General features: G+C 62.9%; 17 protein-coding genes and 1 pseudogene. 6 read left to right on the forward strand and 12 right to left on the reverse strand.

All coding sequences use genetic code 11. The annotated features are described in order from the left end of the window. Window positions 1–21 precede the first annotated feature (21 nt). From ACX1NL_RS11215 to ACX1NL_RS11230, 4 genes are all read right to left on the reverse strand, one after another. Window positions 22–648 carry a TetR/AcrR family transcriptional regulator gene (locus ACX1NL_RS11215; protein ID WP_070475886.1) on the reverse strand — a complete coding sequence of 209 codons (627 nt, stop codon included), beginning with the start codon at window positions 646–648 and terminating at the stop codon, window positions 22–24. 112 nt (window positions 649–760) lie between these two features. Continuing rightward, window positions 761–1,030 (reverse strand): GlsB/YeaQ/YmgE family stress response membrane protein, encoded by a 270-nt coding sequence (locus ACX1NL_RS11220; RefSeq protein WP_239356149.1) that lies wholly within the window; start codon window positions 1,028–1,030, stop codon window positions 761–763. 102 nt (window positions 1,031–1,132) lie between these two features. Beyond that, window positions 1,133–2,029 (reverse strand): universal stress protein, encoded by an 897-nt coding sequence (locus ACX1NL_RS11225; RefSeq protein WP_458898196.1) that lies wholly within the window; start codon window positions 2,027–2,029, stop codon window positions 1,133–1,135. A 59-nt stretch (window positions 2,030–2,088) separates the two neighbouring features. Further along, complete coding sequence (locus ACX1NL_RS11230; protein ID WP_458898197.1) at window positions 2,089–2,235, reverse strand: hypothetical protein; 147 nt, start codon at window positions 2,233–2,235, stop codon at window positions 2,089–2,091. 22 nt (window positions 2,236–2,257) lie between these two features. Here ACX1NL_RS11230 and ACX1NL_RS11235 point away from each other — a divergent pair, with 22 nt between their 5' ends. Then, complete coding sequence (locus ACX1NL_RS11235; protein ID WP_458898198.1) at window positions 2,258–3,238, forward strand: pseudouridine synthase; 981 nt, start codon at window positions 2,258–2,260, stop codon at window positions 3,236–3,238. A gap of 651 nt (window positions 3,239–3,889) precedes the next feature. On the opposite strand, the gene ACX1NL_RS11240 is transcribed toward ACX1NL_RS11235, so the two are convergent. The 8 genes from ACX1NL_RS11240 to ACX1NL_RS11275 all read right to left on the reverse strand — a co-directional run bounded on the left by ACX1NL_RS11240 (window position 3,890) and on the right by ACX1NL_RS11275 (window position 10,112). After that, the gene (locus ACX1NL_RS11240) at window positions 3,890–5,128 is read right to left on the reverse strand and encodes an IS256 family transposase (RefSeq protein WP_458898199.1); all 1,239 of its coding nucleotides are present in this window, start codon (window positions 5,126–5,128) and stop codon (window positions 3,890–3,892) included. Window positions 5,129–5,576: 448 nt separating this feature from the next. Beyond that, entirely contained in the window at window positions 5,577–6,290 is a 714-nt protein-coding gene (locus ACX1NL_RS11245) for a hypothetical protein (RefSeq protein WP_458898200.1), read from the reverse strand. Window positions 6,291–6,433: 143 nt separating this feature from the next. Further along, window positions 6,434–7,021: a 50S ribosomal protein L17 gene (gene rplQ / locus ACX1NL_RS11250; protein ID WP_458898201.1), complete on the reverse strand. Its 588-nt coding sequence runs from the start codon at window positions 7,019–7,021 to the stop codon at window positions 6,434–6,436. Between the two features lie 50 nt (window positions 7,022–7,071). Beyond that, window positions 7,072–8,085 carry a DNA-directed RNA polymerase subunit alpha gene (locus ACX1NL_RS11255; protein ID WP_458898202.1) on the reverse strand — a complete coding sequence of 338 codons (1,014 nt, stop codon included), beginning with the start codon at window positions 8,083–8,085 and terminating at the stop codon, window positions 7,072–7,074. Between the two features lie 63 nt (window positions 8,086–8,148). After that, entirely contained in the window at window positions 8,149–8,754 is a 606-nt protein-coding gene (rpsD, locus tag ACX1NL_RS11260) for a 30S ribosomal protein S4 (RefSeq protein ID WP_458898203.1), read from the reverse strand. Window positions 8,755–8,783: 29 nt separating this feature from the next. Further along, window positions 8,784–9,188, reverse strand: a complete 405-nt coding sequence (rpsK, locus tag ACX1NL_RS11265) for a 30S ribosomal protein S11 (RefSeq protein ID WP_458898204.1) — start codon at window positions 9,186–9,188, stop codon at window positions 8,784–8,786. Window positions 9,189–9,191: 3 nt separating this feature from the next. Continuing rightward, complete coding sequence (gene rpsM / locus ACX1NL_RS11270; RefSeq protein WP_005286639.1) at window positions 9,192–9,560, reverse strand: 30S ribosomal protein S13; 369 nt, start codon at window positions 9,558–9,560, stop codon at window positions 9,192–9,194. A 315-nt stretch (window positions 9,561–9,875) separates the two neighbouring features. Next, a complete protein-coding gene (locus tag ACX1NL_RS11275) occupies window positions 9,876–10,112 on the reverse strand; it encodes a transposase (protein ID WP_087117188.1) in 237 nt (78 codons plus the stop codon). A gap of 75 nt (window positions 10,113–10,187) precedes the next feature. Here ACX1NL_RS11275 and ACX1NL_RS11280 point away from each other — a divergent pair. The 5 genes and pseudogenes from ACX1NL_RS11280 to ACX1NL_RS11300 form a co-directional block, all read left to right on the forward strand. Next, window positions 10,188–10,698 (forward strand): annotated as a pseudogene (locus tag ACX1NL_RS11280) (integrase core domain-containing protein); the annotation flags it as partial. Window positions 10,699–10,745: 47 nt separating this feature from the next. Continuing rightward, on the forward strand, window positions 10,746–10,898 hold the full coding sequence (locus ACX1NL_RS11285) for an NADPH-dependent FMN reductase (protein WP_210400808.1): 153 nt from the start codon (window positions 10,746–10,748) through the stop codon (window positions 10,896–10,898). A 4-nt stretch (window positions 10,899–10,902) separates the two neighbouring features. Then, the gene (locus ACX1NL_RS11290; RefSeq protein WP_458898205.1) at window positions 10,903–11,307 is read left to right on the forward strand and encodes an NADPH-dependent FMN reductase; all 405 of its coding nucleotides are present in this window, start codon (window positions 10,903–10,905) and stop codon (window positions 11,305–11,307) included. Window positions 11,308–11,653: 346 nt separating this feature from the next. Beyond that, window positions 11,654–12,535 carry a LysR family transcriptional regulator gene (locus tag ACX1NL_RS11295; RefSeq protein WP_458898206.1) on the forward strand — a complete coding sequence of 294 codons (882 nt, stop codon included), beginning with the start codon at window positions 11,654–11,656 and terminating at the stop codon, window positions 12,533–12,535. 134 nt (window positions 12,536–12,669) lie between these two features. Then, entirely contained in the window at window positions 12,670–13,416 is a 747-nt protein-coding gene (locus ACX1NL_RS11300) for a serine hydrolase (RefSeq protein ID WP_458898934.1), read from the forward strand. Window positions 13,417–13,434 lie beyond the last annotated feature (18 nt).

Genomic DNA, 13,434 nt, shown 5'->3' on the forward strand with positions numbered 1-13,434 from the left:
GCTCAGCGTAGCGCCGGCGCGCTAGATGGAGTAATCCGGCGGCGGCGCGCCCAGCGTGTTCTCCGCCAGCGCGCGGGCGGTGCGCAGCGGCTCGACGCTGTGCAGGATTCTCGCGCCGGACAGCCCGCCGTCGAGGAAGATCAGCAGCTCGTCCGCAAGCGCGGAGGACTCGTAGCCGTTCTTCTCCGTCAGCAGGGCGGTGATGGTCTCGTGCATCCAGGACCGGTGCGCCATGCACGCCGCGATGATGCGTTCCTCCGACTCCACCTCGGGGCGCGGGTATTCGCCCGCGGCGTTGAGGAAGGGCGAGCCGCGGAAGTCCTTGTCCGGCTCTTCGTCGATAGCCATGTCGAAGAATGCGAGGATCTTCGCGTCCGCGTCTGGAGCTTTCGCGGCCCGCTCGCCCCACCGGGCGCGGAACTGCTCGTCCAGCTGCTCCAGGTAGGCGATGACAAGGTTGTCCTTCGAGCCCAGCAGCGAGTACAGCGAGGCTTTGGCCACGTCCGCTTCGCGCAAGATCCGGTCGATGCCGATGACGCGGATGCCTTCTTCGGTGAACAGCTTTGTCGCAGCGTCCAGCAGCCGCTGGCGCGGGCTCGGCCGGTCGCGGCGCCGCTGCGCCGGCTTCTTCTTGCTGGTGGTGGCCAAGGAAAACTCCTTCGTGCGTCGGTCGCATATCAATATAGACAAACCGGTACGTATAGTCCACCGGGCACGAAAAAATCCCCCGGGTTCAACCCGAGGGATTTCGCGCTTTTGCCTATCGACGCTTACTGGTCACCATATTGATGATCCACAGCAAAATCACCGCGCCGAGCAGGCAGGTGAGGAAGCTGAAGAACAGCCCGCCGCCGGCAACGTCGACGCCGAACACGGAGAGCAGCCAGCCGCCAAGCAGACCGCCGATAATGCCGACCACGATGTTCAGGCCGATGCCCATCTGCGCGTCACGGTTCTGGATCTTGGAACCGATCCAGCCAGCAAGACCGCCGATAACAATCCAACCGATAAGACCCATTGCAGGTGCCATAGTGTTTCAGACCCTTCTAATTGTTAATCAGTACGGGAGCCATTATGCGCCTCTTATAGATTGGGCGAGCAACGCATCGCATGCAGTTGCGTAACAATTCGCTTACAAATCTTGTGTACGCACGACCATCATGGGGCACGGCGCCTCCTGCAGCAGCGCGCGGGAGGTCGAGCCCAGCAGCATACCCTTGAAGCCGCCGCGGCCATGCGAACCGGTAACCAGCAGCTGAGCACCCTGCGCCGCGCTGGCCAGCGCACGCACCGGACGGTCGCGGGTAATGGTCTTCTTCACCACCACATCCGGGTACTGCTTCGCCAACTCGTTCAGGTACGTGCCCAGCAACTCGTCCTTTTCCGTTTGCACAGCCTGCCAGTGGTCATCAGACACCGCATAGCCAGCACCCGGCCCTTGGATCTGGGTGTCCACCCAGGTGTGCACCGCGTGCAGCTCCGCACCGCGGGCGGCCGCCTCCTCGAAGGCCACCTCGGTGGCACGACGCGACACATCAGAGCCGTCCACGCCGACCACGACGGGGCCGTACTTGTTCGCCTCCGTCACCGCATTGTCCTCACGCACGACCACCACCGGGCAGGACGCGTGCGAGACCACAGCGCCGGACACGGAGCCGAGCACCATGCCGGAAATCCCGCTCAAGCCGCGGGAGCCCATCACCACCATGGTGGATTCCTTGGACATCTCCAGCAGCATGTCAATCGGAGAACCCTCCGCCACAGCGTGGCCGATATGCAGATCCGGTGCCACCTCGAGGGCGATCTCGCGCGCACGGTCCACGGTCTGCAGGGTTTCGCGCTGCAGCTCGTCAAAGACCTCCTGCGGCGGCACCATGCCTTCCGCGTAGAGGAACTGCGGCATCGAGTACGCCGCCGCGAGGCGCAGCGGAATGTTGCGCTTCATCGCCGTATTTGCAGCCCAACGCACTGCATTATCGGAGGCGGGGCTGCCGTCTACGGCAACAACAACGATATCTTCCTGGGTCATATGCAAACCTTTCCTCGGATCGGCTGGTTATACCCCCAGTCTAGTGCCGTCCGAGACGGTTAGCGTGGCAGTTCCTGCGGCGTCGCCGCCGGCGCGTTTGCCGGGAACAACACCTGGTAGATCACACTCAGGGCGTCCATGATGGCCTTGCCGATGCCCTCGGAGAAAAATGCCGTCAGCGGTTCAACCAATGCTCCTAAATCCATGGCGGCTAATCTACTACACAGCATGGCACGGAAAAAGACTCTCACGACGGGGCCGCTGCCGCCCCGCAACGGCCTCGGCGCCACCCGCGCCCGCGTGCCAGAAGGCCAGGGTATGAAGGCCGCCGACTTCATTTGGCACCTCGTGTCCACCCAGTGCCACCGCCATCCAGACGACAACGTGGATGCGGTTCTAGCGAGGTTCGCCGAAGGTGCCGTCGTCAAGCGCGATGGCTCCCCGCTCACCCCAGAGACCTGGCTGGAACCCGGCACCGACGTCTTCTTCTACCGCCGGCCCGCGCCCGAGAAGCCAGTCCCCTTCGAGATCACCACAGTGTTCGAGGACGACGACCTCCTCGTCGTGGACAAACCACCGTTCATGGCCACCATGCCGCGCGCGTCCCACATCACCGAAACCGCGACCGTGCGGCTGCGGCGCGTAACCGGCAACGAAGAGCTCACGCCCGCGCATCGCCTCGACCGCGCGACCTCCGGTCTCCTTCTACTGACCAAACGACGCGAGATCCGTGGCGCGTATCAGGAACTTTTCGCGCGCCGCGAGGTCCGCAAAGAGTACGAAGCAATCGCATTGCTTCACGACGTCCCTCCGGCCACCCCCTGGCACCACCACCTAACCAAACAATCCGGCGAGCCCGCCGCCCGGTTAGTGCCTGGCGCGGAGCCGAACGCGTCAACCGTGGTGGCGAGCGTTTCGCGGCTATCGGCTGCCGAAGAGTTGGCCTTGCAGACTCGCTACGGTGTCTCAGGCGCGCTGGGACGGTACGTGCTGCAGCCCGAAACCGGCCGCACCCACCAACTCCGCGTGCAAATGATGACGGAAGCCGCGCCCATCCTCGGCGACCGGATCTACCCCACCTTGCTGCCCGCCGACAGCGAGGACTTCTCCGTGCCTATGCTGCTGCGATGCACCGGTCTAGAGTTCACCGACCCATTGAGCGGAGATGCTCGGGACTTCCGTCTCACCGACGACTGGCCTGTGTTCTAACTGCGGCCCTTCCGCGTCGAAAGCTTCCACTTGGATTGGTGGGCGGCGGCCCATAGTTGGTGGGGCCGTCGTTGTCCGCATTGCGGAGTTCGCAAGGTGGGCTTCGCCCCCAAATGATGCGCCCCGGTCTTGTCATCCGGGTACCGGTTGTGCACGAATCGGCATCGGAACCGCATTTCCCCAGGTAAATTTTGAGTCGGTGGGGTCGTTTCGTCGATTCGTACAATTCGTGGGTGGACACCAATGATGGGTGACGCGGTTGTTGTCCGCAATGCGGAGTCCGCTAGGGGGCTTCGGGTGGGGTGTTCTCGCAGAAGTTGACGACCGGCCGGTTTTCGCTCGCTGTTTCCCCAGGTCGCGGAACGCTCTTGTCAAGTTTTGCGAGAGCGCCGGCCGCAGCAAGGTTGTTCATAGGTGCGCGCCAATGATGGGCGCGCCTGACTGTCCGCAATGTGGAGTCCGCACATCCCGGGTATTGGTGGGCGCCAACCAATAATGGGTCTAGGTGTGGTTGTCCGCAATGCGGAGTTGGTGCGGGTCACGGCCCCGTCGTCTCTTCCGCAGGCGCAGGTGGGTTTTGTAAAAGGGTCAAGTCCCGTGTAGTGGTGTAGCCGTTGGTGCTTTCGGCTCGGTATGAAGTTCGGTGTTTGGTTAGGCGGTTAGCTGGTGGTGGTCACCATGGTCGTCTCCTGTGCGGTGCATGAGGTGTTTGGTTTGTTCGAGTGCGGATAGTGACATGTAGCGTTTTTGCTGGATCCAATCGTCGTGCTGCTCGGCAAGAACCGCCCCGACAAGCCGGATGATCGATTCCCGATTCGGGAAGATGCCCACAACGTCGGTGCGCCGGCGGATTTCTCTGTTTAACCGCTCGGTGGGGTTGTTCGACCACACCTTTGTCCAGACCGGTTTCGGCGCTGCGGTAAACGCCAGCACTTCATCGAGGGATTCCTCCAGATACGCCGAAACTTGTGGGAATTTCGGTTCTAATAGATCGACCACTTCGCGGGCTTGGGCCCAGGTGGAATCAGCGTCAGGTTGCTGGAAGATGGTCTGGAACATTGCTGAAACCATCGGCCACTGGGTCTTGGGGACTTTCTCGTAGAGGTTCTTCGCGAAATGGGTGCGGCAGCGCTGCCACGACGCATCGGGCAGCACTTCAGATATCGCGTGCTGAATACCTTCGTGGGCGTCACTGGTGATTAGGAAGACGCCGGTCAGTCCCCGGGCTTTCAGGTCCTGGAAGAAGCCCTTCCAGGAGGCATTCGACTCGGCCGTGGCGACGTGCATGCCGAGCATTTCGCGATACCCGTCGGCGTTGACCCCGGTAGCTAGCAGCACGGAGCATTTGACCACACGGCCGCCTTCGCGCACTTTGATCGTCAACGCGTCGCACGACAAGTAGGCGTAGCCGCCGGGATCGAGTGGGCGGTTTTTGAAATCGGCGACCATCTCGTCGAGTTCTTCCGCCATGCGTGAGACTTGCGATTTCGACAGGTTGTTAATCCCCAGCGTGGCAACGAGGTCGTTCATTCTGCGGGTGGAGACCCCCTTGAGGTAGCACGTGGCAATCACCGTTGATAGTGCGCGTTCCGCACGCGAACGGCGTTCTAACAGCCAGTCCGGGAAGAACGCGCCGTGGCGCAGCTTCGGTACTGCCACATCGATCGTGCCGACACGGGTGTCGAGCTCGCGGTGGCGGTACCCGTTGCGGTGGTTGACCCGCTGTTCAGAAGCGACGCCGTATTCGGCGCCGCAGACGGTGTCGGCCTGGGCGGAGAGGATCTGGTTGATAAACCCTTGCAGCATCTGCCGCATCAGATCCGGGGAGGCTTGGGCGAGCAGATCATCCAGGTAGGTTGCAGGGTCGATAGAATGTGGTGCAGCGGTCATCGTCATGTGCCTTTTGGTGAGATGTGGTAGTTGAGTCGAAAGGTTACCGACGGTGGCCGCCCCACTATTTCGCAGGGCCCACCATCAGCAAGCGTTACACCACACTAAGGGACGCAACCTGGTGTCTGGCGCGCCCAGCCGTGAAAATCGGTTCCGTCGTAGGCCACATCGAACCGCAGACGCACCATCTCTTCCCCGTGTGATGCGCGTATGCCTGTGTCAGTCATACCTTCAGAATAAATGGCCCGAAATAGGCAGGTTCACCGGGGGAGACAGGATTTTGAGAAGTCTCGCAACCTTGGCCCGAACGCAAATCGATCTTGCCTAGAACGGGGCTGCGGATGAGAAATTCTTTTACTTTCTCTATAATCGAGGCCGTGGAACTGCCCTGCCGGCTTCGGCACAGCAGTTCGGGCCCCGTTGTTTGCTACTGGCGCGCGGGGCCCATTCATATTTGTGGCTCAAACTCATAGACAAGCGTACTGCCAGCTAAATAGCGGTCAAAGCAAGCGCCAAGTGACGTCGATGGCAAAACCCGCTTATGTCTATATGCCATTCCCACGATGTCTGGCACCCAGAGCGCTATCTCGTCGTACGGCGACACCCATGCCCGCTGAAGATTAGGTATCTCACCGCGTCGCCTCAATGCTTTGAGGAACGCTTTATCACGATCATTTTCTTCATTCGACTTGCGCTTTTCGAAAACTACTCCTCGTAAATCCGGTTCATGGTTCAGGAACCTCAAGAACGCCTGCTTCAAACATTCGCGCCGCGCGAACTCTTCCGGACTGGTCTTCTTCTTCGAGTTTGTTTGGACGGGCGCATTCGGTTCGATAGCCGTCTGGCACGTGACGAATGAGATGTCCTCGTTTTGAGAAAGATATTCCAGCAACTCCGTGTACTTCTTCTTCCCCGACGAAGTCCTCAACGCTTCCGTCGTATGCCAATATGGCCGCGACATCCCAAAGAAATCGTCCACGATTTCAATTAAGTCTTCACGGAGGGTGGAGAGCTCGTCTCTCCGATACAAAGTCGCGGTGAGCGCGTAAAAGGACTTCCCTTCATCTCTTAAAGCGGTGTAGGTCTCGTCGACGAACGCAATCTTTGCTTCGCCCGAACAGTCGTACACGCGGATAAGTGACGGATGTAACTCTCTGCCCACGGAAGCCCCCTTCTCCTCAATTCGGTAGGTCAGAAAGTAGCATTCGAGCTGAACACACTATTGAGCTGCAGGAAGCAACGAGAAGCGCCCGCTCCCTTTCATTAAGGGAGCGGGCGCTTAGCGCTTACAGGCGCGAGAAGGTCTTACTTCTCGTCCTCGGCGGTTTCCTGGACCTCCGGAGCCTCAGCGGTGTCCTCGGCGACGGCCTCGTCGTTGGACTCAGCGTCAGCCGGTGTCTCAGCCTTGGTCTCCTCAGCCTCAGCCGGGGTCTCCTCAGCCTTCTCGTCGGCCTCGGCAGCAGCTGCCTCAGCCTCGGCGGCCTTCTCCTTGGAGGCGGCGGCGCGTGCAGCGCGGTTCGCCTCGGAAGCCACGGTCTCCTCGAGAACGAGGGAGATGTTGACCATCGGAGCGTTGTCGCCCTTGCGGTTCTCCAGCTTGATGGTGCGGGTGTAGCCACCTGCACGGTTCTCGAACTTGGGGGCGAGCTCATCGAACAGGTACGCGGTGACGTCCTTGTTCGGGATGTCCTTGGCCACGGCGCGGCGGTCAGCGACCGAACCGGACTTGGCCTTGGTGATGATCTTCTCTGCGTACGGGCGCAGAACCTTGGCCTTGGCCTCGGTGGTCTTGATGGAGCCGTTCACGAACAGCTGGCTGGCCAGGTTGGACAGAATGTGCTTCTGGTGGCTAGCCGAACCGCCGAGACGCGGGCCCTTCTTCGGGGTAGGCATTGTTGTACTCCTCGTGTTGTTTGTGTCAGTGCGCTTTGTTTACTCGGCGTTTACTCAGCGTCATCCATGGCGCCGTCGACGAAGTCGCCGGTCTCAGCGTCGTAGCCCTCGAGCTGGGTCGGATCGAAGTCTTCCGGGGCGTCCTTGAGGGTCAGGCCCAGGGAAGCAAGCTTGATCTTGACCTCGTTGATGGACTTCTGGCCGAAGTTGCGGATATCCAGCAGGTCCGATTCGGTGCACTCAGCGAGCTCACCGACGGTGTGGATCTCCTGGCGCTTCAGGCAGTTGTACGAACGCACGGAGAAGTTCAGGTCCTCGATCGGCATGTTGTACGCGGCGATGTACTCCGTCTCCTGCGGGGACGGGCCGATCTCGATGCCCTCGGCGGCGGTGTTCAGCTCGCGTGCGAGGCCGAACAGCTCGACGAGGGTGGAGCCTGCGGACGCGAGGGCGTCGCGGGCGGTCATGGAGTTCTTGGTCTCCACGTCGATGATCAGCTTGTCAAAGTCGGTACGCTGCTCAACACGCGTCGCCTCAACCTTGTAGGAGACCTTCAGCACCGGCGAGTAGATCTGGTCGACCGGGATACGGCCGATCTCGCCGCCGGAGTTGGTCATTGCCGGAACGTAGCCGCGGCCACGCTCGACAACGAGTTCCATCTCCAGGCGCGCCTGCTCGTTGAGCGAGGCGATGTGCAGGTCCGGGTTGTGCACGGTGACGTCAGCCGGCAGATCGATGTCTGCGCCGGTGACCTCGCCCGGGCCTTCCTTGGACAGGTACATGACCACCGGCTCGTCGGAGTCGGAGGACAGGACCAGGTTCTTCACGTTGAGGATGATCTCAGAGACGTTCTCTTTGACACCGTTGATCGTGGTGAACTCGTGGAGCACACCGTCGATCTTGATGGAGGTCACGGCTGCGCCCGGGATGGACGACAGCAGCGTGCGGCGCAGAGAGTTGCCGAGGGTGTAGCCGAAACCAGGCTCGAGCGGCTCGATGACGAACTTCGAACGGTTGGTCTCGATGTATTCCTCGGTGAGTTGAGGACGCTGTGAGATGAGCATTGAACTTCTCCTTGGTGGCGACCGCTATATGACGCCGTAGGGGATATGGATGACTGTGAAGTTTTACTTCGAGTAAAGCTCGACGATGAGCTGCTCCTGCAGCGGAACGTCGATCTGAGCGCGCTCGGGCAGCTGGTGCACGAGGATGCGCAGGGTCTCCGGAACGACCTGCAGCCAGGCCGGGACGACAGAGTCGACCAGGTTGTCCTGGGCCTCTTCGAACCAGAGCATGTTACGGGACTTCTCGCGGACATCGATGATGTCGTACTGGGTCACCTGGTAGGACGGCACGTTGGTCTTCTTGCCGTTGACCGTGAAGTGGCCGTGGGAAACCAGCTGACGTGCCTGGCGGCGGGTGCGTGCCAGACCAGCGCGGTACACAACGTTGTCCAGACGGGACTCCAGGAGCACCAGCAGGTTGTCGCCGGTCTTGCCCGGGAGGCGGTTAGCCTCCTCGTAGTAGCGGCGGAACTGCTTCTCCATGACGCCGTAGGTGAAGCGTGCCTTCTGCTTCTCCTGCAGCTGGAGCAGGTACTCGGACTCCTTGACGCGAGCGCGGCCAGCCTGCCCCGGAGGGTAAGGGCGGCGCTCGAAGGACATGTCGCCGCCGACGAGGTCGACGCGGAGGCGACGGGACTTACGGGTAGCAGGGCCGGTGTAACGAGCCATGTGTAGTTACCTCTTTTCCTTTCAGCCTGTTAAACGCGACGACGCTTCGGCGGACGGCAACCGTTGAACGGCTGCGGGGTCACGTCGGAGATTGAGGACACCTCCAGGCCGGCGGCCTGGATGGAACGGATTGCGGTCTCGCGGCCGGAGCCCGGACCCTTGACAAAGACGTCAACCTTCTTCATGCCGTGGTCCATTGCCTTGCGGGCTGCGGACTCGGCGGCCATTTGCGCGGCGAACGGCGTGGACTTACGGGAGCCCTTGAAGCCGACGTGGCCGGAGGAGGCCCAGGAGATGACAGCACCGTTCGGGTCCGTGATGGACACGATGGTGTTGTTGAAGGTGGACTTGATGTACGCGTGGCCTGCGGCCACATTCTTCTTGGCTACGCGGCGACCAGTGCGGCGCGCGCCGGAACGAGTCTTCGGAGGCATGTATTACTTCTTCTTTCCTGCGATGGTCTTCTTCGGTCCCTTGCGGGTACGCGCGTTGGTCTTGGTGCGCTGGCCGCGGACGGGAAGTCCACGACGGTGGCGCAGGCCCTGGTAGGAGCCGATCTCAATCTTGCGGCGGATGTCAGCCTGAACTTCGCGGCGGAGGTCACCCTCGACCTTCCACGAGTTCTCGATGACGTCACGAAGAGCCGCAACCTGATCATCGGTCAGGTTGTCGGTGCGCAGGTCGGGAGAAATGCCGGTCTTTTCGAGCAGTTCCTTGGAACGGGCAGGCCCAATTCCGTAGATGTAGGTAAGTGCGACTTCCATGCGCTTGTTGCGCGGAAGGTCCACACCAGCTAGACGTGCCATGTGGTACGTGCCTTTCAGGTTGTTTCGGTGGTTTTCTCCCTATTCGTCCGCGCCACGCGACACTTGGGTCCGGTCCGTTCCGGACGCTTGGGTCGTGGTTCACGCGGCTCCAGCCACCGCAGCCGGAGGTGAGAAAACATGCCCACCTAGGGGCATGCCGTGAATAAGGAGGCTTTCTTTTGTGGGTGCAGCTGATGCAAGCAGCTCAGTGAGTTACTTGTACCGGGTATCGATGAACCGGACGACTATTTCTGGAGGCGGTCGAGCTCCGCCGCGAAAAAGCCGAGGCCTTCTTGAGGATGTCGTTGGCACGTTTTACTTCCGCGAGTTCGACTCGTAGTCTGCGGTTTTCTGCTTCCAGATCGAGGGATTCAGCGGGGCTGTCGGCGCCGTATTGTGGTTGCGGACCCAGACACGGAGGGATTCTTTGCTGAGGCCGAGCTCATTGGCGATGCGGGTCACCGCGCCGTGGGCGGTTGCCGGGTCGGCCTGGGCGTGGAGCACGAGTTCTACAGCACGCTGCTTGAGCTCCGGGGTGTACCTGACGGGCATGTGAAGGTTTCCTTTTCCAATTTCTTACCCTCCATTAAACCCGGGGCGAACCAGCGCGTTCATCAGCGCGGTTCTGCCCAGGACCGGGCGGCCGGGCGTCGACGAGACGCGCTGTACAAGGCCGGGGCGAAACCCGGGCGGGGATATTCCTACCTGCATCATGCCGTCGATGACCATTCACGGTTGGTGTACTCGGAGATCCTGGGAGACGAGCGGAAAGATACTGCTGCCGGGTTCTGGACGCGGGCGAGGGCCTTTTTCGCTGGAGGCGGGTTCACCGTCAAACAGGTGATGACGGATAACGGGGGTTGCTACCGTTCGCATGTGTTTGCTGACGCGCTTGGTGACGGTATCGGCCATAAGTTCACCAGGCCGTATCGTCCGCAAACCAATGGCAAGGTCGAGAGGTTTAATCGCACGTTGATGCAGGAGTGGGCCTATGTGAGGGCTTATGACAGTGAGAAGGCCCGGCAGGCAGCGTATGCGGGGTTCATCCACGATTACAATTGCAACCGGGCTCACACTGCTATCGGAGGGTTAACTCCCCCTGCAACGCGTTCACAACGTCACGGGGAAGTACAGCTAGCGTGGGAGACGGGAATGTCACCACCACCACTATTCGGAGGTAAAACCATGACCCGCATCGCCATCATCGTCGGCAGCACCCGCCCCAACCGCCTGGCACCCCAGGTCGCCGAATGGGTGCACGAGCACGCGCAGCAGCACGGCGGCGCCGAGTTCGAGCTCGTGGACATCGCCCGACCAGAACCTGCCCCTGCTGGATGAGCCCATGCCCCCGGCCATGGGCCAGTACTCGAAGGATCACACCAAGGCCTGGGCCGAGAAGATCGCCTCCTACGACGGCTTCGTCTTCGTCACCCCGGAGTACAACCACTCCGTGCCCGCCGCACTGAAGAACGCCGTGGACCTCCTGTACGCGGAGTGGAACAACAAGGCCATCGGCTTCGTCAGCTACGGCAGCGCCGGCGGCACCCGCTCCGTGGAGGCGTGGCGGCTGACCGGTAGTTGGTCTGAACCAGGCCGAACGCGGCGAGAAACCTGTGGTTTCCCGCCGCGTTGTCGTTCGTTGCTCGCCTCAATGCCGAGCCGTTCGAGTTCTTCCGGATTGCCCCGCATCTCCCGGACCACCTCGGGCGTGCGGCTCTCAGTCGAGGATCTCCTCCACTGCCCGTAAACCGCTTGTCCGTCAGGTCGGGGTCGTCCTCGAAGGGGACCGGGGTTCCACCCGGTGGATTCTGCCCGGCCACTCCCCGACCGCGGGTCCCGCTCCACGGATGGACGCATCCAGGGTAGCGGTCAGGTAGCTGAAGTTCGCCGATTCCCCCTCGCACAGATCAGTTCTGGTGCCGTGGGAAAAGGGGTCTCTCCCCTGGCCCGGGACGGTGCCGGTTCGGCTGTCATACGCATCTTCGCCTGAATTGGACCCACCACGGCAATCCGCTGCACGACAGGCCCGGTGAGCCCTTGTTCCCCGTACCTCGCTCAGCTCGTCAGAGTCCCCTCCACTAGGCTCGGGGCACATGACAACTCGACCGGATTCCCTCCGGCACTGGGAGTACTTCGTCGCCGTGGCCGAGGAGGGCAGCGTCACCGGTGCCGCGGAGCGGCTGAGGCTGACCCAGTCCCCCGTGTCCCAGGGGCTGAAACGTCTGGAGTCGAATCTCGGCCTCGACCTGATCCGCCGCTCCACCACCGGTGCCACCCTCACCGAGGCCGGCCGGTCCCTGCTCCCGCAGGCCCGGATTCTGGTCCGGGACGCCACGGAACTGCAGAGCATGGCCCACGCCATCACCGACGCCGGGGCCGAGGTACGCGTGGGGCTGGCCCCCTCGGTGCCGCCGGGCATCGCCTTCGACCTCACCTCCGCGTTGCGGGACGTCGGCCGGGTCAGTGTGCACACGGCCGAGGTGTCGCAGCTGGTCACCCGGGTGGGCGAGGGCCGTCTGGACTGTGCCGTCATCGAGGACCCGGCGCCGACGGGTGAGTTGTCTCGCGGGCAGCTGCACGAGGTTCCCCGGCTGCTCGCCGGGCCCGCCGAAAAGCCCGCGACCTGGGCGGCGTTGCGGGGACACACCCTGCTGGACAACACCGCCGCCGTCAGCCCGGCGGCCGCCGGACGCCTGGCCGACGCCTTCTTCACCATCGGCTTGCACCCGGAGACCGAGCTGTGGCCGGACCGGACGGCCCTGGCCGCGCGGCTCGGTGCCGGAGGCGCGATGGTGCTGCTCACCCCCGATCAACTCGGGGGCCTGCCCGCGTTCCCGATGCCGACGGCCTTCCACCTGCGGCTGCGGTGTGTGGTGCCGCCGCAACGGGGCGGGGCCGACGGAAAGCGGGATCTGCGCGACGTCGTGGACCGTGCCCTGCGGCGCTCCCTCGGGCGTCTGGGAGAGACCGGATGACCAGGAGCCTGCGGGCCCGGATCGGCACCGAATTGGTCGCCGCGGGCTGTGACGGTTGGTGCTGGGCGCACCCGGTCGGCGAGGAGGCGGCCGGCGTCGGGGTCGGCGCCGACAGTCAGACCAGCATCTCGTCGATGTACAAGGTCCACCTCCTGGCCGCCTTCTGCCTAGCCGTGGACCGCGGGCTGCTGAATCCGCTCGACGCGGTGACGCTCAGCACGGATGACGGCCCGGTCGGGACCCCGGGAGTGGGGCTGTTCGCCGATCCCGTGACGATGAGCCTGCGGGATCTGGTGCGTCAGATGGTGGTGCTCTCCGACAGCATCGCCGCCCGGGTGCTGCAGCGGCGTCTCCCACCGGGCCTGGTCGGGGAGGTCGTCTCCCTGGCGAATCTCGAGGACACCACGATCGTCGCCCCGGGCACCACCGAGTCCGAACTCCCGGCCCTTCCAGAGGACGGCTCCGCGGCCAGCGAGGCGATCCGGCTGCTGGCCTCCTACCCCCGGGTCCACCAGGATCCGGCCACCTACCGCTCGGTGAGCACCCCACGCCAGCTGTGCCGCCTGCTGGACTGGATCTGGACGGGCCCGGATCTCACCGGGGTCTCCCGTGCCTTCGCCCGGACCGTGCTCGGGCAGCAGGTGTGGGGCCACCGGATCCCCTCCGGCTTCCCCGCCGGGGGCGTGCGCTTCCACGGCAAGACCGGGACGATCGGCCCCGTGCGTGGCGAGGTTTCCGTGGTGGCCGTCGACGAGGAGGCACCCATCGTCGTCGCCGTGATCACCCGTTCAGCCCGCAGCGGCCCGAACCTCGCGGCCGCGGACGCCGCGATCGGCCGCATCGCCCGGTTACTCGTCGATGAACTGCGCATGTCGCGCTGAGATTTCCCACCGGAGAAC

The organism is Corynebacterium sp. CQ3829_602738, from assembly GCF_054478435.1.

What these genes read in the sequence shown, in the direction of transcription:
- ACX1NL_RS11220 (WP_239356149.1), bottom strand. Translation starts at nt 1,030, where the DNA reads ATGGCACCTGCAATGGGTCTTATCGGTTGGATTGTTATCGGCGGTCTT.
- ACX1NL_RS11225 (WP_458898196.1), bottom strand. Translation starts at nt 2,029, where the DNA reads ATGACCCAGGAAGATATCGTTGTTGTTGCCGTAGACGGCAGCCCCGCC.
- ACX1NL_RS11230 (WP_458898197.1), bottom strand. Translation starts at nt 2,235, where the DNA reads ATGGATTTAGGAGCATTGGTTGAACCGCTGACGGCATTTTTCTCCGAG.
- ACX1NL_RS11235 (WP_458898198.1), top strand. Translation starts at nt 2,258, where the DNA reads ATGGCACGGAAAAAGACTCTCACGACGGGGCCGCTGCCGCCCCGCAAC.
- ACX1NL_RS11240 (WP_458898199.1), bottom strand. Translation starts at nt 5,128, where the DNA reads ATGACCGCTGCACCACATTCTATCGACCCTGCAACCTACCTGGATGAT.
- rplQ (WP_458898201.1), bottom strand. Translation starts at nt 7,021, where the DNA reads ATGCCTACCCCGAAGAAGGGCCCGCGTCTCGGCGGTTCGGCTAGCCAC.
- ACX1NL_RS11255 (WP_458898202.1), bottom strand. Translation starts at nt 8,085, where the DNA reads ATGCTCATCTCACAGCGTCCTCAACTCACCGAGGAATACATCGAGACC.
- rpsD (WP_458898203.1), bottom strand. Translation starts at nt 8,754, where the DNA reads ATGGCTCGTTACACCGGCCCTGCTACCCGTAAGTCCCGTCGCCTCCGC.
- rpsK (WP_458898204.1), bottom strand. Translation starts at nt 9,188, where the DNA reads ATGCCTCCGAAGACTCGTTCCGGCGCGCGCCGCACTGGTCGCCGCGTA.
- rpsM (WP_005286639.1), bottom strand. Translation starts at nt 9,560, where the DNA reads ATGGCACGTCTAGCTGGTGTGGACCTTCCGCGCAACAAGCGCATGGAA.
- ACX1NL_RS11275 (WP_087117188.1), bottom strand. Translation starts at nt 10,112, where the DNA reads ATGCCCGTCAGGTACACCCCGGAGCTCAAGCAGCGTGCTGTAGAACTC.
- ACX1NL_RS11285 (WP_210400808.1), top strand. Translation starts at nt 10,746, where the DNA reads ATGACCCGCATCGCCATCATCGTCGGCAGCACCCGCCCCAACCGCCTG.
- ACX1NL_RS11290 (WP_458898205.1), top strand. Translation starts at nt 10,903, where the DNA reads ATGCCCCCGGCCATGGGCCAGTACTCGAAGGATCACACCAAGGCCTGG.
- ACX1NL_RS11295 (WP_458898206.1), top strand. Translation starts at nt 11,654, where the DNA reads ATGACAACTCGACCGGATTCCCTCCGGCACTGGGAGTACTTCGTCGCC.
- ACX1NL_RS11300 (WP_458898934.1), top strand. Translation starts at nt 12,670, where the DNA reads ATGTACAAGGTCCACCTCCTGGCCGCCTTCTGCCTAGCCGTGGACCGC.